The organism is Streptomyces collinus Tu 365 (genome assembly GCF_000444875.1).
Lineage (GTDB): Bacteria > Actinomycetota > Actinomycetes > Streptomycetales > Streptomycetaceae > Streptomyces > Streptomyces collinus_A.
On record NC_021985.1, the window covers coordinates 4,918,949 to 4,938,939 of the forward strand.

The window sequence follows — 19,991 nt, forward strand, 5'->3', positions numbered from 1 at the left end:
CTCGCTCACCTAGGACGGCGGCAGGCACTCCTTCGCCGGCGGTTTCCCCTCCGGCCAGGCGATCCGCACGAACCGCGAACCGCCCCGCGGGGTCAGCTCCACGACCGGCACGGCCTTGTCGTACGGGTTCCCGTGCGCGTCCAGGCAGATCCAGCCGCTCGCCCCGCTCACCCGCAGCGAGCCCTTGACCTGCGGCCACTGCAGGCCGACGTCCGCGAGGGCCGGGAAGTCCCGGCCGTCCGGCACCGCCTCCCGGATGCCGTGCACCGCGAGCTGGAGGGCGTCGTACCCGATGATCGTCTGGCCGTCGTCCAGCGCGGCCGGGCCGATGGGCCCGACCGGTTCCCGTCCGGACCGCGCCAGCAGCCCGCGCAGCACCCCGAAGTCGGCCGCCGAGCCCCCCGTCCGCGCCGGGTCCGCGGTCCAGGCGTCCGGGTGGGCGAGCGAGGTGTAGCGCACGGCGAGCCGGCGGCCCAGGGCGCCGCGGTCCAGGTCCCGCTCATGGGTCAGGTACGAGGCCTCGTCCCCGGTCAGCACGGTGAACCTGCGGTCCTGGCAGCCACGCCCGCCCAGCGCGTTGATGAACTGCCTGAGCTGGGTGTGCCGGCCCGCGAACAGGATCGTGTCGGTCTCCCGGGACGTGTCGCACACCAGGTGCGTGATCTGCCGGAAGGTGTTCGCGGTCGTGCCCTCCTGGCTGCGGTCGGCGGGCGGCGTGAACGGCTGCGGCTCGTACGGCGAGCCCTTGATCAGCGCCGCGAACGACTCCTGCAGCGTCCGCGTGTACGGATCACCGGGCTTGTCGTAGACCAGCAGCGCCTTGCCCGCGCTCACCTTGGCGAAGGACGCCAGCGCCCGCGCCTCGTCGGTGTTGGTCGGCGACACCCGGGCCAGCCCCGGGAACGGGTCGGCGCCGTGCTGCCCGTTGGCCAGGTCGTCGGCGGTGATGGAGGAGCCGACCACCGGGATCCCGCGCCGGGTCAGCTCCCGGACCGCCTTCTTGTTGTTGTCGGTGCTCTGCCCTATGCCCGCGACCGCCCGCAGCCGGTCCGCGCTCCTGGTCATGCGGGTCAGCTGGTCCACCGTCCGGCGCCACTGGCCCCCGGTCGCCCCGGGGTTGGCCAGCACCAGCCGGATCGCGGGCCCCTCGCCGTTGGACTCGTGGTTGGCCCGGTACTGGGCCAGGTACGCGCCCTGCAGCTGGTGCTGGATGTCGTTCAGACTGGTCCGCGAGGCGGAGCTGTACGGCAGCATCAGGGCCACCGTGACGTAACTCCCGGGCTTGAGCCGGCTGTTCTCCCGGGCGACGGCCCGGACCGCGGGCCGCAGCTGGGCGTGCCCGAAGTCGTAGCCGCCCGTCGCCACGCCCACGCACTCCTCGCCGCCCTCCGGCCGCTCCACCCCGGGCGCGCACGTCCGGTCCACGTGCGCGAGCGCACGGACCGCGAACACCACCCCGGTCACCAGGGCCACCGCGACCAGCAGGGCCAGGGCGCGGCGCAGCGGGATCTCCCACACGCTCTCGCGCACCCATGTGCCCACACCCCTGCGCGCCATCACGCCTCCCCGCTGCGGTCGTCCGGGCCGTCGTCGTCGCCGTCGGCACCGTCACCGGTGCCGCCGGGGCCGGGTATCGGGCGGCCCGCGAGCGCCGCCGCCGGCCAGTCCCGGGACGCCCGCCACAGCAGGGCGTTGCCCGCGGGCCGCAGGTTGGAGAGCTGCTCCAGCTCGAAGCGGAGCCGGTCGCACACCTTCGGGTCGGGCAGCACCAGCGGATCGCCGAGCTGCCACACCGCGTGCAGCAGTCGCCGCACCCGCAGGTGCAGGACCGCGTCGGCGCCCTCGGGCGGATCCTGCCCGGCGTCCGGGCGGCCGAGCGCCACCGCGGCCCGCCGGTCGCCGCGGCCGGTGAAGTCGCGGCCCTCGGCGTCGTGCGCGTGGAAGTAGGGCGCGGACGCGACGAAGCGCAGGGTGTCCAGCCAGACGCGGGTGTCCAGCGTGTGGAAGGTGTCGCGCAGCCGCGCGACCGCGGACTCCGTGCTGCCCAGGGCGAGTTCGTGGTGCAACCGGTAACGGGCCTGCCCGGGGTCCGGGTAGTGCGCGATCAGCGTCTCGTGCGCCGTGCGCCACGACGCGTGGTCGGCGTCCCGCAGGTGCAGCCTCAGCAGCAGCAGGGTGCGGACGAACGGGTCGCCGACGAACTGGCCCGGCACGGTCGCCAGTCCCTCCTCGGCCAGCCGCGTCCGCAGCGCCCGTACGTCCGCGGGTCCGAAGGTGTCCGGGAGCAGGGCCGCGGCCAGCGCGCAGGCCGAGTCGTGGTCGTGGGCGGCGGCCAGCACGGTCAGCTCGTCCAGGTGCTCGGCGGGCACCAGCCGGTCCAGCAGCTCCCGGTAGGCGGGCGCGGTGGGCCGGTCCTCGGCGGTCCGCACGTCCGCCGTGAGCAGCTCGCCCAGCGAGGCCACCCCGGGCAGGTGCTGCGCGGCGGACTCCGCGAGCAGCGCGATGCCCAGCGGGTTGCCGCCGGTCAGCCGGTGCGTGGCGGGCGGGAGCTGGGGCGGCACCGGGGTGCCGTCGCAGACCGCGCCGACGATGTGCAGGGTGTCGTCCGGGCTCAGCGGCGGCAGTGCCAGCAGCAGCGCACGCGAGGACGGTGCCGCCTCCGGCACCCAGCCGCTGCGCCTGGCCACCTCGGGCAGCTCCCGGCGGACGGCGCTGCGCAGTTCGTCGCCGCCCTCGCCGCGCCGCGCGGCGACGAACACGACGTGGTCCTCGATGCCCTCGGCGCGGTCGCGCAGCACGGCCTCCACGAGCCCGGGGCCCGGTGCGGTCTGCGCGTCGTCGATCAGGACCAGCGGCCGGCCGAGCCGCTGCATGCGCGGCAGCACCCCCGCGTACGCCTCGGTCAGGTCGGCCAGCAGCGCCCGCACCAGGTACCGCTCGGCGTGCTCGCGCGAGGTGCCGTCCGCCCGGAAGTGGCCCGCCAGCAGGATCAGCCCGCGCTGGGCGTGCCCGCCCGCGTTCGGGTAGGTCCGGTACCAGACCGACGCCTTCTGGTGCCGTCTGCTGGTGAAGCCCTCGGCGACCGACTCCAGGGTCGCCTCGATCGCGCCCGACAGCAGCGGCCCGGTGCCGGTGGCCGCGGCCACCACCTTCGCCGCCACCTTCCCCGCCCAGCGCCCGGCGAGGCCGCTGATCCACGAGCCGCTCTCGTTCAGCAGCAGGATCCGCTCGACCTCCCGCCGGATCCGCTCCGAGTCCGCGTCTCCCCAGCCGCTCGCGGCCACCGCCACCAGGCCCGACATCAGCCGCGGGAAGGTGATCCGCCCCGCTCCCGTCACCGGCTCCGCGAGCTGTTCGGCGATCACCAGCAGCGCCTGCGCCACCGGCGACCACGACTCGGCGGGCCGGTCGGCGGGCGGCCCCGCGAACTGCCCCTCCGCGCAGTCGACCAGGGCGACCGGCGTGTGGCCCCGGTAGGCGTCCCGCAACTCGCCGAGCACCGCGCTCTTGCCCAGCCCCCGGGCCCCGGTGAGCACCACGAAGGGCAGTTCGCCCGGGTGCTCGAACGGATGGCTCCGGTGCTGGTGGGGGCGCAGGCCCACGAGCCGGGGAGCGAGACCGGCCGGATCGACGTCGAACAGCGCTCCGCGCCCGTGCAACCGTCTGTGCACTGCATTCCCCCCTCAACATCAGTGTAGGAAGGGGAAGTTGCTTCGTACCAGGGTCCGTGGCGACCGTTGGGTCACGAAACCGTGGCCGCGACCAGATCCCTGAGCCGTTCCACGTACAGCCGCATGTTCTTGGCCGCCACGTCGGTGTCCGGGTACCGGCTGGCCAGCCACAGCCCGTCGGGCAGCCGGCTGACCCACACGCACACCTGGTCGCCGTACGACACCCGCAGCAGCCCGTACGCCCGCTGCTCGGCCCACCGGTCGGCGCCGGGGATCCCGCGGGCGTCCACGTAGGAGACGATGGAGTACAGGTCGGGCGAGGTCGGCCGGAAGTCCGTGCCGAGCAGGCTCAGTACCCGGGCGAGCGGCATCCGGGCCAGCGGCCGGGCGGCCTGCAGCGCGGCCCGCACGGTGCGCAGGACCTCGGGCAGACCGGGGCTGCCGGTGACGGGGACCTCGATCGGGGCGCCGCCCACGTACCAGCCCACCGAGTCGGACCACCGGGACTTCACCCGGGTGTGGAACGGCACCACCGTCCGGTACACCGACTGGCCCCCCAGTTCCTGGACGATCAGGGCGGTGGCCGCCAGCAGCCCGACCAGACTGCCGCCGTAGGGCCGGCAGTACGCCTCGAACGCGGCGGCCGCGCCGGCGTCCGCGAGCGGCTCGCAGATCATCTTCTGCGGGGGCAGCGGGCCGCCGGGCTCGAGGCCGAGGTCGACCGGGAAGCCGGGCAGGGTCCCGTCGCACCGCCGGATGAACTCCCGCCAGCGGGCGACGGTCTCGTGGCTGTCGTCGATGCGGTCCGCGTCCGCCCGCTCCAGCTCGCAGAAGTCGACGTAGCTGGCGGCCGGTGTCCGCACCACCGGCCCGCGCCCTTCGAGGCCGGCCGTGTACAGCTCACTGATCTCGGCGGCGATGCCGTGCAGGGAGTAGGCGTCCACGTTGCTGTGGTCGAACGCCATGTACACGCTGGTGGAGTCGTCCCGGACGACCGCGGCGTAGATCAGGTTCGGCCAGCGCAGGGCGTCCGCGACGGTGTCGAACCGGTTCTCCAGGTGCCGGACCAGGGCGTCCGGGTCGGTGAAGTCGCCGACGCGCTCCCGGTGCAGGGACACGTCACCGGCGTCCAGCGTGAACCTGCGCAGCCCCTCGCCCGAGCCGCCCGTCCAGCGGAAGCCGCTGCGCAGCGTCTCGTGCCGTACCGTCCACGCCCGCAGGGCCTCCTGGAGCACGTCGAGGTCGACCGGACCGGGGAGGTCGAAGACCGTGCCCAGCCAGGTCGGCACGAACAGCCCCCCGTCCCGCACGGTCCTGGCGGTTCTGATGTGCGACTCCTGGATGTAGGCCGGCGGCCGGGAGTCCTCCGGCAGGCCCGCCGCCGTGGCGACGGTCGCCGGGCTCAGCGTCCACTCGACGAGCCGCCCCGGCCGGACCTCGCAGCGCTGGATGTCAGTGATTCGCACGCGTCTCCGATCGCAGAGGGGGCCCCTGAGTGTGGGCCCCCTTCAAGGGAATGCCGTCGGACGCGGCCGGGACATGCCCGCCCGGGGCATTTCAACGGAACGGGTGGCGGGCCGAACGCGGAAGTGATTAACGGACGGTGAGGCGCGGGGGACGTCAGCCGGCCGGCCGGGACGCGGGCCGCCGGCCGGGGTCCCCGGGCCCGGCGCCGATGTCCTCCTGCCACAGCGCGGGGTGCGTCGCGACGAAGTCGCGCATCAGCGCCACGCAGTCCGGGTCGTCCAGGAGCACGATCTCCACCCCGAGGCCGGCGAGCCAGTCGTGGCCGCCGTGGAAGGTGACGGCCTCGCCCACCACCACCCGGGAGATGCCGAACTGGCGGACCAGACCGCTGCAGTACCAGCAGGGCGAGAGGGTGGTCACCATGGTCGTGCCACGGTACGTCCGCTGCCGTCCCGCCGCCCGGAAGGCGGCCGTCTCCGCGTGCGCGGAGGGGTCGTCGTCCTGGACGCGGCGGTTGTGGCCGCGCCCCAGCAGGGTGCCGTGGGGGCCGTAGAGGGCGGCGCCGATGGGGATGCCGCCCTCGGCGAGCCCGGCGCGTGCCTCGGCGACGGCGGTGGCGAGCCAGGCGCGTGCCTGTTCCTGATCCATGCGTTCACCGTTCCCCGGAGCCGCTCACCAGCACCCATCGGCGGGGCCGATGCGCCCATCGGCAGGACACCCCACCGGGCCGTGGACCGGCGGCTGCGCTCCTTCGTAGCGTCGGCCGCATGACCCCGGAACACAAGGGCACGGCCCAACTGACCACCGCGATGATGCTGTCCGGCACCCTCGGTGTCTTCGTCGTCGAGTCCGGCGCCCCGCCCTTCGACGTCGTCCTCTTCCGCGTCCTGTTCGGCGCCCTCGCCCTCGGCGGCTACGTCGTCGCCCGGGGCTGGCTGCGCGACCACGGCTTCACCCGGCGCACACTCTCGCTCGCCGTCCTCGGCGGGGTGCTCATCGTCCTCAACTGGGTGCTGCTCTTCGAGTCGTACGCGAACACCTCGATCTCGGTGGCCACCGTCGTCTACCACACCCAGCCCTTCTACGTGGTGCTGCTCGGCGCCCTGCTGTTCCGCGAACGGCTGACCGCCGCCAAGGTCGGCTGGACCGCGGTGGCCTTCGCCGGGCTGGTCCTGGTCTCCGGGGTGACGCCCGCCGACCTCGGCGGGGGCGGCGCGTACCTGACCGGCGTCGGCCAGGCCCTGCTGGCGGCGCTCCTCTACGGACTGTCCACGCTGGTGACCAAGCGGATCACCGGCGTGCGCCCGCACCTGATCGCCCTCGTCCAGGTCCTCGTCGGCATCCCGCTGCTGCTGCCCTTCGCCGACCTCGGCGCGATGCGCGGCACGGGCGCCGGCTGGGGCTGGCTGGCCGGGCTCGGCCTGCTGCACACCGGCGTGATGTACGTCCTGATGTACGCCGCCTACGCCAAGCTGCCCACCTCGAAGATCGCCGTCCTCGCCTTCGTCTACCCGGCGGTGGCGATGGTGACGGACTGGGCGGTCTACGGGCACCACATCGGGCCGGTCCAGGCGCTGGGCGTGCCGCTCATCGTCACCGCGAGCCTGAAGGTCACCCTTGCTCGGACACCAGCCGCCGCGCCTGCTCCACGAACAGCCGGACATGCGGCGCGAGACGCCTCCCGGACCGCCACGCCAGCTGCGTGCGAAGCGTGAAGGGCGGCTCCCAGGCCAGCCGGACCAGGGAGCCCTCCGCGAGTTCCGCGGCGACCGTCACCTCGGGCAGCAGCGCGATCCCGAGGCCGGCCGCCGCGGCGCGCTTGGTGGCCTCGATCGTGCCGAACTCCAGGAAGTCCACCGGCGCCGACGCGGTCAGCTCCCGCTCGAACAGGTCCCGGTAGGCGCAGCCCGGCTCGGTGGCCAGCAGGGGCTGACCGGTCAGGTCGGCCGTCGCAAGGGTCCGGCCGGCCATCGCGTGCCCGGGCGCCGCGACCAGCGCCAGCGGCTCCACCGCCAGCACCACGCTCTCCAGGCCCGGGTGCCCGGTCTCCTCCTCCATCAGGAACCCGACGTCGTACGTCCCCTGCCGCAGGGCCTGCCGGGTCTCGTCGCCGATCGTGGTGCGCAGGGCGATCCGCACCCCGGGGTGGCGGTGGTGGAAGTACTCCAGCAGCGGGGGCAGCCGGTAGGAGGTCAGCGACTCCATGGTGCCGACCGTCAGGGTGCCGGACGGCTCCCCGGCGCCGGTGACCGCCGCCCGCGCCTCCTCGGTCAGCTCGATGATCCGCCGGGCGTAGGGCAGCAGCCGTTCGCCCGCCTCGGTGAGCCGGATCCGGCTGCCGAGCCGGTCGAACAGCTCGACCCCGAGGGAGGACTCCAGGGCCCGGACCTGACCCGTCACGCTGGACTGCGCGTACGCCAGCTCGGCCGCGGCCCGGGTGAAGCTCCCCACCGCGGCGACCTTCTCGAAGGTGACGAGCAGCCGGAGTTCCACGGCTCAGCCCTTCCCGCGGTCGTCCTGGTCGTCCTGACCGAGGGACCTCAGGAACTCGGGGTTGTCGTCGGGGGCCACCCAGCGGGCGTCGTCGCGCCGCCACCCGGCGGGAGCCGGGCCACCGGTCGCGGGGGAGCGCCGCACCTTGCCGGTGAGCAGCCAGGCGACCGGGCCGACCAGCACCTCGCCGAAGAGCAGCACGATGATCACCCACACCACCTTCGGCAGGTGGCGCACCTCTTCCTCGGGAGTGTTGAGACAGTCCACGAAGGCGTAGATCCACAGCGCCAGGACCAGCAGGAACGGCAGATACCTGAGCATGTCGTGCGATCTCCCCGAGTGGTGGGACGGCCCCGGTGACCGGGCCAGGTTAGCCCGTGGCCGATACTGGGACACATGGCTTACGACGATCTTCGCTCCCTGCTGCGGGCGCTGGAGCGCGAGGGCGACCTCAAGCGCATCAAGGCCGAGGTCGACCCGTACCTGGAGGTCGGTGAGATCGTCGACCGGGTGCAGAAGGCCCAGGGACCGGCGCTGCTCTTCGAGAACGTGAAGGGCTCGGCGATGCCCCTCGCGATGAACGTCTTCGGGACCGACCGCCGGCTGCTGAAGGCGCTGGGCCTGAAGTCGTACGGCGAGATCTCCGAGAAGATCGGCGGGCTGCTGCGGCCCGAACTGCCGCACGGCTTCGTGGGCGTGCGCGAGGCCTTCGGCAAGCTCGGCGCGATGGCGCACGTGCCGCCGAAGAAGGTGAAGGCCGACAACGCCCCCGTGCAGGAGGTCGTCCTGCGCGGTGACGAGGTCGACCTCGACCGGCTCCCGGCGCTGTTCACCTGGCCCCAGGACGGCGGCTCCTTCTTCAACCTCGGGCTCACCCACACCAAGGACCCCGAGAGCGGCGTGCGCAACCTCGGCCTGTACCGGCTGCAGCGGCACGACAAGCGCACCATCGGCATGCACTGGCAGATCCACAAGGACAGCCGCAACCACTACCAGGTGGCGGCGCGCCGGGGCGAGCGCCTGCCGGTCGCGATCGCCTTCGGCTGCCCGCCCGCCGTGACCTACGCCTCCACCGCCCCGCTCCCCGGCGACATCGACGAGTACCTCTTCGCCGGCTTCCTCGCGGGCAAGCGGATCGAGATGGTCGACTGCAAGACGGTCCCGCTCCAGGTCCCGGCGAACGCCGAGGTCGTCCTGGAGGGCTGGCTGGAGCCGGGCGAGATGCTGCCCGAGGGCCCGTTCGGCGACCACACCGGCTTCTACACCCCGCAGGAGCCGTTCCCGGCGCTGACCATCGACTGCGTGACCATGCGGAAGCGGCCGCTGCTCCAGTCGATCGTGGTCGGCCGCCCGCCCACGGAGGACGGCCCGCTCGGCCGCGCCACTGAGCGGTTCTTCCTGCCCCTGCTGAAGATCATCGTCCCGGACATCGTGGACTACCACCTGCCCGAGGCCGGCGGCTTCCACAACTGCGCGATCGTCTCGATCGACAAGAAGTACCCGAAGCACGCCCAGAAGGTGATGCACGCGATCTGGGGCGCGCACATGATGTCCCTGACGAAACTGATCGTGGTCGTGGACGCCGACTGCGACGTCCACGACCTGCACGAGGTCGCCTGGCGGGCCCTCGGCAACACGGACTACGCCCGCGACCTGACGGTCGTGGAGGGTCCGGTCGACCATCTCGACCACGCCTCCTACCAGCAGTTCTGGGGCGGCAAGGCGGGGATCGACGCCACGAGGAAGTGGCCCGAGGAGGGCTACACCCGGGACGGAGGCTGGCCGGACATGGTCCTCTCCGACCCCGACACGGCGGCCCTGGTGGACCGCCGCTGGAAGGAGTACGGCCTGTGAGCAGCGCCTCCGCGGCACTCCCGCGGCCGGGACGCACCAAGGCGTTCCTGCGCCTGGTGATGATCGAGCACTCGGTCTTCGCGCTCCCCTTCGCCTACATCGCCACGCTGACCGCGATGTTCGAGCTGGACCGGAACATCCACTGGGGCCGGCTGCTGCTGGTCACGGTCTGCATGGTCGGGCTGCGCACCTTCGCCATGGCGGTCAACCGGATCATCGACCGCGAGATCGACGCCCGTAACCCGCGCACCGCGCACCGGGAGCTGGTGACGGGCGCGATGTCCGTCCGGCACGCCTGGACCGGCGCCCTCGTCGCCCTGGTGGTCTTCCTCGGGTCGGCGGCCCTGCTGAACCCGCTGTGCCTGGCCCTCGCGCCGGTCGCGGTGATCCCGATGGTGGTCTACCCCTACGGGAAACGGTTCACCGACTTCCCGCAGGCCATCCTGGGACTCGCCCAGGCCATGGGCCCCATCGGCGGCTGGCTCGCCGTCACCGGTTCCTGGTCCTGGGACGCGGTGATCCTCGGCCTCGCCGTGGGCGTCTGGATCGGCGGCTTCGACCTGATCTACGCCTGCCAGGACGTCGAGACCGACCGCGAGATCGGCGTCAGGTCGGTGCCGGCCCGGTTCGGCATCCCGGCGGCGATCTGGGGCGCCCGGGCCTGCCACACCGTCACCACCGCGCTCTTCGTCTGGTACGCCCTGGCCACCCACGCCGGCGCGTTCTTCTGGCTGGGCCTGGTGATCGTGGCGGCCGCCTTCGTCTACGAGCACCGCATCGTCCGCCCGCACGACCTGTCCCGGCTGAACCGGGCGTTCTTCTCGGTCAACGGCTTCATCGGGATCGCCCTGTTCGTGTGCGCGCTGCTGGACCTCCTGGTGCGCGGTCTGACCGTCTGACCGGCCCCGCCCGCCGCCCGGCGGCGGCGCGAGGGGCGACCCGGGCCGAGGGCCGGGCGGCCCGCCGGTACGCTCAAGGTGTGAACGCAGGAGAAACGCAGCGCGCGCCTTGGATCGTGGGGGTGTCCGGAGCTTCCGGGACGCCGTATGCGGCTGCCGTGCTGCGGGCGCTGCTGGACGCCGGGGAAGCGGTCGACCTGGTGGTCAGCCGGGCCTCGCGGCTGACGCTGCTGGACGAGACGGGGATCTCGTTCCGGGACGCGCACTGGCAGGACGACCTGCGGGAATGGCTCGGTCGTGGCGCCGACGGCAAGCCCGGCACGTTCGACGTGGACGTCAGCGGGGTGCGGTACTGGAACCCGGGCGACCTCGCGGCCGGGCCGTCCTCCGGGTCGTACCCGGCGCGCGGGATGCTCGTGGTGCCGGCCTCCACCGCCTGTGTCGCCGGTGTCGCCCTCGGCCTGTCGAAGGACCTGCTCCAGCGTGCGGCGAGCGTCACACTGAAGGAGCGCCGCCCGCTGGTCGTGGCCGTACGGGAGACCCCGCTGAACGGGCAGACCCTGCGGCACCTGGTGGCGCTCGACGACGCCGGGGCGAGCGTGGTCCCGGCCTCGCCCGCCTTCTACGCGGGCGCGACCCACATCCAGGACCTGGTGGACTTCGTCGCGGGCCGGGTGCTCGACGCGGCGGGCGTCGGACACGGCCTGTACCGGCGCTGGAAGGGCGAACTGGGCGGCGGCACGGCGGGCCGCTGACCCTGGGCCGGCCGGGCCGGGGCCGGGCAGGGCGCAGTACCTCTCATCACTCTTCACTCCTCGGAACTCTTCAGTGGAAGGCTTCGATCGCATGGACGCGGTGGACAGGCAGCTCATCCAGGCCCTGAGGGAGAACGGGCGGGCCTCCTACGCGGAGCTGGGGCGCCTCGTCGGTCTGTCGGGGCCCAGCGTCACCGACCGCATCAACCGGCTCGAGGCGGCCGGGGTCATCACCGGCTACCGGGCCACCGTGGACTCGGCGTCCCTCGGCCTCGGTGTGACCGCCCTGATCGGCATCTCGCTGTCCGACGCCGCCGACCACGAGGACGTGGCGCAGCGGCTGCGGGACCTGCCCGAGATCGAGGACTGCTGGTTCATCGCCGGCGACGACTCGTACATGCTCAAGATCCGGGCGAATGACGTGGACGGCCTGGAACGGATCATCCGGCGGCTCAGCGGGACCAAGGGCGTCTCGCGCACCCGTACCACCATCGTGCTGTCCACGAAGTGGGAGAACCGGGTCGGGGAGCTGCCCGAAGAGGTCTAGGGATACCGTTGGTCGGGCTGTCGTAGAAAGGTGTTGGCATGGACGTCGGGCTCAAGCGCGAGCTGGAGGAGAAGGTCCGCTCCGGGGAGCGGCTGACCCGCGAGGACGGCATCGCGCTGTACGAGTCGGACGACCTGGCCTGGCTGGGCGGCCTCGCGCACGAGGTGCGGACCCGCAAGAACGGTGACGTCGTGCACTTCAACGTCAACCGTCACCTGAACATGACCAACGTGTGCACGGCCTCCTGCGCCTACTGCTCCTTCCAGCGCAAGCCGGGGGAGAAGGACGCGTACACGATGCGCATCGAGGAGGCCGTCAAGCTCGCCAAGGCGATGGAGTCGGAGAACCTCACCGAGCTGCACATCGTCAACGGCCTGCACCCCAACCTGCCGTGGCGGTACTACCCGCGCTCGCTGCGGGAGCTGAAGGCCGCCCTGCCGCACGTCTCGCTGAAGGCGTTCACGGCCACCGAGATCCACCACTTCGAGACCATCTCCGGGCTGTCCGCCTCCGAGATCCTCGACGAGCTGATCGACGCCGGTCTGGAGTCGCTGACCGGCGGGGGCGCCGAGATCTTCGACTGGGAGGTCCGGCAGCACATCGTGGACCACCGCACCCACTGGGAGGACTGGTCCCGCATCCACCGGCTGGCGCACGAGAAGGGGCTGAAGACCCCGGCGACGATGCTCTACGGCCACATCGAGGAGCCCCGCCACCGGGTCGACCACGTGCTGCGGCTGCGTGAGCTGCAGGACGAGACCGGCGGCTTCCAGGTCTTCATCCCGCTGCGCTACCAGCACGACTTCGTGGACATGAAGGACGGCAAGATCCGCAACCGTCTCCAGGCCCGCACCCAGATGGCGACCGGCGCCGAGGCCCTGAAGACGTTCGCGGTCTCCCGGCTGCTGTTCGACAACGTCCCGCACGTGAAGGTCTTCTGGGTCATGCACGGTGTGCAGACGGCCCAGCTCGCCCTCCAGCACGGCGCCGACGACATGGACGGCTCGGTGGTCGAGTACAAGATCACGCACGACGCGGACAACTACGGCACCCCGAACAAGCTGACCCGCGAGGACCTGCTCGACCTGATCCGCGACGCGGGCTTCCGCCCGGTGGAGCGCAACACCCGGTACGAGATCATCCGCGAGTACGACGGCCCGGACCCGCTGCGCCGGGAGTCGCCGCAGCCGATGCGCGTGTGACGTGACGCCGCGCCGCCGGACGGGTACCCGTCCGGCATGCCCGGCCCCGGGGAACCGACGGCGCCCGAGGACGCCTACACCGCCGAGCCGTTCGTGCCCGCGCGCGGCGGCCTCGCGGCCCTGCGCCGGGCCGCGGCCGGCTGCCGCGGCTGCCCGCTGCACCGGGACGCCACGCAGACCGTGTTCGGGCAGGGGACGCGGGACGCCCGGGTCATGCTCGTCGGGGAACAGCCGGGCGACCAGGAGGACCGGCAGGGCAGGCCGTTCGTCGGACCGGCCGGACGGCTCCTGGACCGGGCGCTGGCGGAGGCCGGGATCGACCCCGCCGAGGCGTACGTCACCAACGCCGTGAAGCACTTCAAGTTCACCCGGGCCGAGCCGCGGGGGCGCCGGATCCACAAGGCGCCGAGCCTGCGCGAGGCGGCCGCCTGCGGGCCCTGGCTGGCGGCCGAGCTGGCCCTCGTCGAGCCCGAGCTGATCGTGGTGCTCGGCGCCACCGCGGGCAAGGCGCTGCTCGGGTCGTCGTTCCGGGTCGGCGGGGTGCGCGGCACGCTGCTGGAGCGGGAGATCCACGGGCGGCCGGAGCGGCTGCTGCCGACGGTGCACCCGTCCTCGGTGCTGCGCGCGGACGACCGCGAGGGGGCCTTCCAGGGGCTGGTGGCGGACCTGAAAGTGGCTGCACGCACCCTCTCGTAATAGATACCATCGCCCCATGCCCCTTACTTTCACCCTGGATCCGGCGATCTCGCCCGCCCTGCGCGACGGGGTCCTCGACCTGTGGACGGACGTCTCGAACGCGGGCGGGGCCGTGGGGTTCGTCCCGCCGGTGACCCGCGACGAGATACGGCCCGAGCTGGTCCGGCACCTCGTCGCCATGGTCGAGGGGCGCCACCGGCTGCTGGTCGGGCACGACGAGTCGGGGCAGGTGGCCGCGACCGCCTTCTTCTCCTTCAACACGCACCGGCTGATGACCCACTGGGTGTGGCTGTACACGGTGATGGTGCACCCCCGGCACCAGGGCCGCGGCTACGGCAGGGAGCTGCTGGCGGCCGCCGCCGACGCGGCCCGCGGCTTCGAGGGCATCGACGCGATCCGGCTGACCTGCCGGGGCGGCCTCGGCCTCGAACGGTTCTACGCGTCCTGCGGCTACAAGGAGGTCGGCCGGGTGCCCGGCGCCATCCGGGTCGCCCCCGGCGACGACCGGGACGACGTCCACATGCTGCTGCCGCTGGCCTGACGCCGACCGGACCCCGCCCCCAAGATCGGGGCCGCACCGTGCTTCACTGGACGGTGCCCCATTTCATCATCGGAAGACTGGATTGAGATGCTCCGCTACACGCTGATGCGCCTCGGCATCTTCGCCGGCTGCCTCGTCGTCGTCTGGGGGGCCGTCTACTCGGGCATCTTCCCGCGCGGCTTCGGCGACTCCAACTTCCTGTGGGTGCTGCTGCTGGCGATGGTGCTCTCGGCGCCGATCAGCTTCGTGGTGCTGCGCAAGGAACGGGACCGGGCCTCGGTGCGGATCGTCGGCAGGGTGGACCGGATGAAGGCCAACCTGGAGGCCAACCGCAACCAGGAGGACGCGGCCGACGAAGGCCCCCGGGCGCAGAGCCAGCCTTCCTGACCCGCCGGGCCCCATAGGCTGGTCCCATGGGTGCGGTGAAGACCAGGCGGATGCCGAGGGCGGTCCGTGAGCAGCAGATGCTCGACGCTGCCGTACGGATCATCGGACAGCGCGGCTACATGGCCGCCTCGATGGACGAGATCGCCGAACTCGCGGGCGTGTCGAAGCCGTTGGTGTACCTGTACCTGAACTCCAAGGAAGACCTCTTCACGGCCTGCATCCGCCGCGAGGCGGCCGCCCTCACCGAGGCCGTCCGCACCGGGGTGCGCCGTGACCTGCCGGCCGACCGCCAGCTCTGGGACGGCCTGCGGGCCTTCTTCGCGTACACCGCCGAGCACCCCGACGGCTGGTCCGTGCTGCACCTCCAGGCCCGTACCCACGGGGAGGTCTTCGCCGCCGAGGTCGCCGCGATGCGCGAGGACATCGTCGCGTTCGTCACCCAGCTCATCGCGGCCGCGGCACGCGACGCGCACCGGGACCCCCGGATGCCCGAGCGTGAGGTCGCCGGGCTCGCCGAGTCCCTCGTGGGCGCCGCCGAGTCCCTCGCGACCTGGGCGAACGCGACCCCGGGCGTCACGGCCCGGCAGGCGGCGGCGACCCTGATGAACTTCGCCTGGGCGGGCCTGGGCAACCTGATGGGCGGCCAGGTGTGGACCCCGCCGCCGGGCGAGGCGTAGCGGCTGCCGCCGGGGGCGGCGGTTGTCGCGGGCCCCGTTGCGAGGGCGTGCCGGCCGGCGGCTGTCCACGGGTGCCGTGCCCAGGGGCGGGTGTCCCGCCGGTGGTTGTCCGCGAGGCTTCGGTTGAGGGCGTGTGCCGGCCGGTGGGTGTTCGCGGGGGCTGTTCCCGTGGCGGGTGTGGCGGCCGGCTGGTTGTCCGCGCGGTCGGCGCGAGGGCGTGTGCCGGCCGGTGGGTGTTCGCGGGGGGCGTTTCCGTGGCGGGTGTGGCGGCCGGCTGGTTGTCCGCGCGGCCGGCGCGAGGGCGTGTGGCTCGGCCGGTGGTGGTTCGGTGGCCCGTCCGTCACGGCCGGTGGCTGTCCGAGGGTCCTCTTGCCGTGGCGCGGGTCCCGTCCGGGGCTATCCGCGTGCCCCCTGGGCCAGTGGCCGTACCTGGCCCGTCAGGTGGAGTCTGCCGTCCGGGGCCCGGAGTTCGAAGCGGCCGGTGCCGTCCGCGCCGTAGCCGACCGTCCCCGGCAGCAGCACGGGCGCCCGGAACTCGGCCCGGACCGTGGCGGCCCCGCCGGTGCCGTGGGCGGCCAGGCAGCGGGCGACGGTCCACATGCCGTGCGCGACGGCGCGCGGGAAGCCGAAGAGGCGCGCGGTGAAGGGGTGCAGGTGGATGGGGTTGCGGTCGCCGGAGGCGGCCCCGTAGCGGCGGCCGACGTCCGCGCCGATCCGCCACTCGGCCACCGCGGGCAGCGGTGCCGGTGAGCGCTCCGGGCCGGTCCCGGCAGGGGAGTGGGCGGTGCGGTGCCGGGCCAGGTAGGTGCTGCGGGACTCCCACACGGGCGCGCCGCCGCTCCGCAGCTCCGTGACCACGGTGGCCTCGGTCCCGCGCCGGTGCGGCGCCAGCGCCTCGACGTGCACGGCGAGTTCGTGGGTGCCGCCGGCCGGTACGGCGGCGCGGTGCGTGATCTCGATCGAGGTGTGCACCAGGCCCAGCAGCGGCAGCGGGAAGTCCCGGCGGCTCATCAGCCGCATGGCCAGCGGGAAGCCGAGGACGTGCGGATAGGTGACGGGCAGCGCGTCCTCGCCGTCGGCGGCGCCGGGCGCGAAGCCGCACACCCGCTCGTAGGCCGCCAGCCGGGCCAGGTCCACGCGCAGGCCGGGCAGCACCAGGCGGGTGCGCGGGAAGGCCGCGTCCGGGGCGGGGCGCTTGAAGGGCGAGCGCAGGGCGCCGCGGGCCAGCAGCGGGGCCAGCGCGGGGGCGGAGGCCAGGGACACGGCGGCGGGAGCCCCACCGCTCGGGGCCGGGCCGGCGGAGCTCGGGTAGCGGTCGGCCATGTGCGACTCCCACGCGACTCGGTGCGAATTCCTTACTCTGGAGTAAGGTTACCGGAGGTAAGGCCGCGTGGGCGATCCCGGAGCGAACCTGAGCATCCCTCACACACCCCCTTGAGGCTGCACATGTCCGGCTCCGGATCATTCCGGAACCAGCACAGGCCCCCCACAGCCGCCTCGTACGATCCACCTGCCTGAACCGGCGGTAACCCCCCACACGGCCCACCGTCGCTGAACGCCTCGGGGCCCGAGGCACGTACGTCATGCAGCAAGCAGTGCACCGCTGCGCGCCCGAGGAGCCGCCGTTGTCCACCCCGTACCCGAACGCCCCGTACCCGAACACCCCCGTCTCCTCCGGCGCCCCCGTCTCGGCCACCGACTACGACGGCCGCCCCGTCCTCGTGGAGCCGGAGACCCGCCGCCTGGACGGAGCCGTACGGGAGGCGTACGTGCCGCCCTTCGCGGCACCGGTGACGCACGGCTCGCTCGCCGACCTGCCCTTCGACAACGCCGAGGCGGACCCCGGCGCGGTCGTGCTCAGCCGCAGGTCGGACGACGGCCACTGGACGGACGTGACCGCGGACGGGTTCGCCGCCCAGGTGCTCGCCGTGGCGAAGGGACTGATCGCGGAGGGCCTGGTGCCCGGCGACCGCATCGCCGTCATGGCCCGCACCACGTACGAGTGGACCCTGCTCGACTTCGCCGCCTGGGCGGCCGGCCTGGTCACCGTCCCCGTCTACCCCACCTCCTCCGTCTACCAGACCCGCTGGATCCTGCACGACTCCGGCGCCGTCGCCCTGGTCACCGAGACCGCGGGACAGGCCGCCGCCATCGGCCCCGAACTCGGACGCATACCGGACCTCGGACACCTGTGGGTCATGGAGAAGGGCCACGTCGACCGGCTGGCCGAGCTGGGCACGCAGGTACCCGACGGCGAAGTGGCCGTCCGCCGCGGCATGCTGGGCCCCGACACCCTCGCCACGCTCATCTACACCTCCGGCACCACCGGCCGCCCCAAGGGCTGCGCCCTCTCGCACGGCAACTTCTTCGCCGAGGTCGACAACGCCGTCGAACTCCTCTACCCGATCTTCAAGGCGAAGGCGGGCGAGGAGGTGTCGGTCCTGCTGTTCCTGCCCATGTCCCATGTCTTCGGGCGGATGGTGGCGATCGCCTGCGTCCGGGCCAGGGTGCGCCTCGGCCACGCCCCGAGCCTGAAGGCCGAGGACCTGCTGCCCGACCTCGCCGCCTTCCGGCCGACCTGCCTGCTGACCATCCCGTACATGCTGGAGAAGATCTACAACTCGGCGCGGGCCAAGGCCGAGTCCGGCGGCCGGGCCGCCGCCTTCGACCGGGCCGCCTCGGTCGCCGTGCGGTACGGGGAGGCGCTGGAGGCCCGCCAGACCGGTGCCGGTGGCGGCCCCAACCGCGCGCTGCGCACCGCCCGTTCCTTCTACGACCCGCTCGTCTACCGGCGCATCCGCACTGCCATGGGCGGCCGGGTCAAGTACGCCATCTGCGGCGGCTCGCCGCTCGGCCGCCGCCTCGCCGCCTTCTACGCCGGGGCGGGCATCGAGATCTTCGAGGGGTACGGCCTGACCGAGACCACCGGCGCCTCCACCGTCACCCCGCCGCTCAAGCCCCGCCTGGGCACGGTCGGCTGGCCGCTGCCCGGCACCCGGGTGCGGATCGCCGCCGACGGCGAGATCCTGCTCGCCGGCGACCACGTGCTGCGCGGCTACTGGGACCCGGCGGCCGGTGGCGTCGTCCCCGCCACCCGGGACGGCTGGCTGCCCACCGGCGACCTCGGCGAGCTGGACGACGAGGGCTACCTGACCATCACCGGCCGCAAGAAGGAACTGCTGATCACTGCGGGCGGCAAGTCGGTGGCCCCCGCGCCGCTGGAGAACTGGCTGCGCCAGCACCCGCTGATCTCCCAGTGCATGCTCGTCGGCGACGGCCGCCCCTACGTCGCCGCGCTCGTCACCCTCGACCCGGACGGCATCACCCACTGGCGCCTGATGAACGGCAAGCACCCCGTGCCGCCCGAACTCCTCACGGACGACGCCGAACTGACGGCCGTGCTGCAACGGGCGATGGACGAGGCCAACAAACTCGTCTCCCGGCCCGAGTCCATCCGCCGGTTCACCGTCCTGCCGGTGGACTTCACCGAGGAGGCCGGCCACCTGACCCCGTCGATGAAGCTGCGCCGCGAGCGGATCATGCGCGACTTCGCGTCCGAGGTGGCCGCGCTCTACACCCGCTGAACCGGCCCCGCCGCCGGACGGAACGCCGGTGGACCGGCCGGGACAACGCGGAAACCGGCTGATCTGCATTTGCCGTGAATCTGCCCGTGGCATGGAATCCGCCCGCGGCGAGTGCCGGTGAACGGGTAGCGTAGGAGGGATGCATGCCCGTCCACCGGCTTGTCACCGAGCGGAAGAAGTGAGCGACTTGGGCGAACCCGCCACCCCGGGACCCGGCCGGGACCGGATCGGTAACGTCCGCTCGTAGCCTGCCTTTCCACCCTCGCCGACTCCGTGATCACGAGCAGAGGTATGAAAGAAGACAACGACGTCCGCCGGATCTTCCTGCTCAACCCGGACCAGCGCCTCGTCCGCGAGGCGGCGCACGCCGGTGTCCAAGTGCGCTCCGTCCGGGTCGACGCAACCGACGAGGCGGCACTGCGCGCGCCGCTCAGGGAAGCCGCCGAGGCCGGACTGTGCGTCAACCCCGCACGCGCCCTCAGAGTGCTGTCCGACCCCGCCGCCGTACAACGCCTGGTCCGCGACAACCGGCTCTCGCCCGGCGGCACCCAGGTGGCGTCCGGCGACCTGCGGCTGACCGTGGAGACGCTCAGCGTGCACGGCATGCACCAGACGGCCGGCATCACCGCGGTCACCCCCTACGGCCTGCTGCACCCGGCCCCGCTCACCGACGACACGGCCGCCGAGGTGCGCGCCGTGGTGACCGCGCTGCTGGACCTCACCGGGTACCAGTACGGCCCGGCCCACACCAGCGTCGCCGTCACCCCGCGCGGCCCGGTGATCACCGGCAGCCGGGCGGGCCTCGGCGACGACCCGGTGCCCGAACTGGTGAAGGCGGCCGGCGGGTTCGACCTCGCGGCCGCGGCCATCGAGGTGCTCGCCGGACGGCTGGTCGACGCCGTGCGCCCGAACCGGTTCGCCGCGGCGGCCCTGCTGAGCCCGCCGTGGCGGATGAAGACCACCGACGTCGGGGGACTGCCGCACGTCCGGCACGTCACACCGCCCCAGGCGCTGCGCCCCGGGCACCTCGTCGTGCACGCCGACTCCCCCGAGGGCGCCGCCCGCCGGGTGGCCTCGCTGAAGGACCTGGTGGTCGGCGACGACCGCTGATCCGCGACCGGGAACGGATCGGGAACGATCCGGTACGGGCCGACCGCACCGTTGATACGTCGCCGGAAGAAGGACGACGACGCCAGCGACGTCAACGGGAGGCGGAGC

Annotated in this window: 19 protein-coding genes; 12 read left to right on the plus strand and 7 right to left on the minus strand. The window is 73.2% G+C overall.

Features of this window, described 5'->3' with window-relative positions:
- Positions 1–9: 9 nt before the first annotated feature.
- The 4 genes from B446_RS21415 to B446_RS21430 form a co-directional block, all read right to left on the minus strand.
- The gene (locus B446_RS21415; protein WP_020941530.1) at positions 10–1,557 is read right to left on the minus strand and encodes an ABC transporter substrate-binding protein; all 1,548 of its coding nucleotides are present in this window, start codon (positions 1,555–1,557) and stop codon (positions 10–12) included.
- Complete coding sequence (locus B446_RS21420; RefSeq protein ID WP_043476197.1) at positions 1,557–3,671, minus strand: hypothetical protein; 2,115 nt, start codon at positions 3,669–3,671, stop codon at positions 1,557–1,559. Before B446_RS21420 ends, B446_RS21415 begins: the two co-directional genes overlap by 1 nt.
- A 71-nt stretch (positions 3,672–3,742) precedes the next feature.
- Positions 3,743–5,137 (minus strand): condensation domain-containing protein, encoded by a 1,395-nt coding sequence (locus tag B446_RS21425; protein ID WP_020941532.1) that lies wholly within the window; start codon positions 5,135–5,137, stop codon positions 3,743–3,745.
- A 154-nt stretch (positions 5,138–5,291) separates the two neighbouring features.
- Positions 5,292–5,786 carry a nucleoside deaminase gene (locus tag B446_RS21430; protein ID WP_020941533.1) on the minus strand — a complete coding sequence of 165 codons (495 nt, stop codon included), beginning with the start codon at positions 5,784–5,786 and terminating at the stop codon, positions 5,292–5,294.
- Between the two features lie 119 nt (positions 5,787–5,905).
- On the opposite strand from B446_RS21430, the gene B446_RS21435 reads away from it, so the two are divergent.
- Entirely contained in the window at positions 5,906–6,853 is a 948-nt protein-coding gene (locus tag B446_RS21435) for a DMT family transporter (RefSeq protein WP_020941534.1), read from the plus strand.
- On the opposite strand, the gene B446_RS21440 is transcribed toward B446_RS21435, so the two are convergent.
- Both B446_RS21440 and B446_RS21445 read right to left on the minus strand, forming a co-directional pair.
- Positions 6,750–7,631: a LysR family transcriptional regulator gene (locus B446_RS21440; protein WP_020941535.1), complete on the minus strand. Its 882-nt coding sequence runs from the start codon at positions 7,629–7,631 to the stop codon at positions 6,750–6,752. The two genes, B446_RS21435 and B446_RS21440, sit on opposite strands and share 104 nt — an antisense overlap.
- A gap of 3 nt (positions 7,632–7,634) precedes the next feature.
- Positions 7,635–7,952 carry a PLD nuclease N-terminal domain-containing protein gene (locus tag B446_RS21445; RefSeq protein WP_020941536.1) on the minus strand — a complete coding sequence of 106 codons (318 nt, stop codon included), beginning with the start codon at positions 7,950–7,952 and terminating at the stop codon, positions 7,635–7,637.
- Positions 7,953–8,027: 75 nt separating this feature from the next.
- On the opposite strand from B446_RS21445, the gene B446_RS21450 reads away from it, so the two are divergent.
- From B446_RS21450 to B446_RS21490, 9 genes are all read left to right on the plus strand, one after another.
- Positions 8,028–9,485 (plus strand): menaquinone biosynthesis decarboxylase, encoded by a 1,458-nt coding sequence (locus tag B446_RS21450; protein ID WP_020941537.1) that lies wholly within the window; start codon positions 8,028–8,030, stop codon positions 9,483–9,485.
- Positions 9,482–10,384: a menaquinone biosynthesis prenyltransferase MqnP gene (gene mqnP, locus B446_RS21455; RefSeq protein ID WP_020941538.1), complete on the plus strand. Its 903-nt coding sequence runs from the start codon at positions 9,482–9,484 to the stop codon at positions 10,382–10,384. The genes B446_RS21450 and mqnP overlap by 4 nt, the downstream gene beginning before the upstream one ends.
- Before the next feature lie 80 nt (positions 10,385–10,464).
- A complete protein-coding gene (locus tag B446_RS21460; RefSeq protein WP_043476200.1) occupies positions 10,465–11,139 on the plus strand; it encodes a UbiX family flavin prenyltransferase in 675 nt (224 codons plus the stop codon).
- Between the two features lie 91 nt (positions 11,140–11,230).
- Positions 11,231–11,686, plus strand: a complete 456-nt coding sequence (locus B446_RS21465) for an Lrp/AsnC family transcriptional regulator (RefSeq protein WP_020941540.1) — start codon at positions 11,231–11,233, stop codon at positions 11,684–11,686.
- A 38-nt stretch (positions 11,687–11,724) separates the two neighbouring features.
- Complete coding sequence (gene mqnE / locus B446_RS21470) at positions 11,725–12,888, plus strand: aminofutalosine synthase MqnE (RefSeq protein WP_020941541.1); 1,164 nt, start codon at positions 11,725–11,727, stop codon at positions 12,886–12,888.
- A 36-nt stretch (positions 12,889–12,924) separates the two neighbouring features.
- Positions 12,925–13,584, plus strand: a complete 660-nt coding sequence (locus B446_RS21475) for a UdgX family uracil-DNA binding protein (protein WP_020941542.1) — start codon at positions 12,925–12,927, stop codon at positions 13,582–13,584.
- A gap of 16 nt (positions 13,585–13,600) precedes the next feature.
- A complete protein-coding gene (locus B446_RS21480) occupies positions 13,601–14,125 on the plus strand; it encodes a GNAT family N-acetyltransferase (RefSeq protein ID WP_020941543.1) in 525 nt (174 codons plus the stop codon).
- A gap of 87 nt (positions 14,126–14,212) precedes the next feature.
- Positions 14,213–14,512 carry a DUF4229 domain-containing protein gene (locus B446_RS21485; protein WP_020941544.1) on the plus strand — a complete coding sequence of 100 codons (300 nt, stop codon included), beginning with the start codon at positions 14,213–14,215 and terminating at the stop codon, positions 14,510–14,512.
- A 26-nt stretch (positions 14,513–14,538) separates the two neighbouring features.
- A complete protein-coding gene (locus B446_RS21490) occupies positions 14,539–15,189 on the plus strand; it encodes a TetR/AcrR family transcriptional regulator (protein ID WP_052352170.1) in 651 nt (216 codons plus the stop codon).
- Positions 15,190–15,585: 396 nt separating this feature from the next.
- Here B446_RS21490 and B446_RS21495 read toward each other — a convergent pair whose 3' ends face one another.
- Complete coding sequence (locus B446_RS21495; RefSeq protein WP_020941546.1) at positions 15,586–16,512, minus strand: MaoC family dehydratase; 927 nt, start codon at positions 16,510–16,512, stop codon at positions 15,586–15,588.
- A 260-nt stretch (positions 16,513–16,772) separates the two neighbouring features.
- Between B446_RS21495 and B446_RS21500 the strand changes: the two genes are divergently transcribed.
- Entirely contained in the window at positions 16,773–18,773 is a 2,001-nt protein-coding gene (locus B446_RS21500) for an AMP-dependent synthetase/ligase (protein WP_078614770.1), read from the plus strand.
- Between the two features lie 291 nt (positions 18,774–19,064).
- A complete protein-coding gene (locus B446_RS21505) occupies positions 19,065–19,883 on the plus strand; it encodes a biotin carboxylase (protein ID WP_020941548.1) in 819 nt (272 codons plus the stop codon).
- Positions 19,884–19,991: the final 108 nt, after the last annotated feature.

Excerpts from the sequence above, each read along its gene's own strand:
- B446_RS21415 (WP_020941530.1), bottom strand. The coding sequence starts at position 1,557 with ATGGCGCGCAGGGGTGTGGGCACATGGGTGCGCGAGAGCGTGTGGGAG.
- B446_RS21430 (WP_020941533.1), bottom strand. The coding sequence starts at position 5,786 with ATGGATCAGGAACAGGCACGCGCCTGGCTCGCCACCGCCGTCGCCGAG.
- B446_RS21435 (WP_020941534.1), top strand. The coding sequence starts at position 5,906 with ATGACCCCGGAACACAAGGGCACGGCCCAACTGACCACCGCGATGATG.
- B446_RS21445 (WP_020941536.1), bottom strand. The coding sequence starts at position 7,952 with ATGCTCAGGTATCTGCCGTTCCTGCTGGTCCTGGCGCTGTGGATCTAC.
- B446_RS21450 (WP_020941537.1), top strand. The coding sequence starts at position 8,028 with ATGGCTTACGACGATCTTCGCTCCCTGCTGCGGGCGCTGGAGCGCGAG.
- B446_RS21465 (WP_020941540.1), top strand. The coding sequence starts at position 11,231 with ATGGACGCGGTGGACAGGCAGCTCATCCAGGCCCTGAGGGAGAACGGG.
- mqnE (WP_020941541.1), top strand. The coding sequence starts at position 11,725 with ATGGACGTCGGGCTCAAGCGCGAGCTGGAGGAGAAGGTCCGCTCCGGG.
- B446_RS21475 (WP_020941542.1), top strand. The coding sequence starts at position 12,925 with ATGCCCGGCCCCGGGGAACCGACGGCGCCCGAGGACGCCTACACCGCC.
- B446_RS21480 (WP_020941543.1), top strand. The coding sequence starts at position 13,601 with ATGCCCCTTACTTTCACCCTGGATCCGGCGATCTCGCCCGCCCTGCGC.
- B446_RS21485 (WP_020941544.1), top strand. The coding sequence starts at position 14,213 with ATGCTCCGCTACACGCTGATGCGCCTCGGCATCTTCGCCGGCTGCCTC.
- B446_RS21490 (WP_052352170.1), top strand. The coding sequence starts at position 14,539 with ATGGGTGCGGTGAAGACCAGGCGGATGCCGAGGGCGGTCCGTGAGCAG.
- B446_RS21495 (WP_020941546.1), bottom strand. The coding sequence starts at position 16,512 with ATGGCCGACCGCTACCCGAGCTCCGCCGGCCCGGCCCCGAGCGGTGGG.
- B446_RS21500 (WP_078614770.1), top strand. The coding sequence starts at position 16,773 with ATGCAGCAAGCAGTGCACCGCTGCGCGCCCGAGGAGCCGCCGTTGTCC.
- B446_RS21505 (WP_020941548.1), top strand. The coding sequence starts at position 19,065 with ATGAAAGAAGACAACGACGTCCGCCGGATCTTCCTGCTCAACCCGGAC.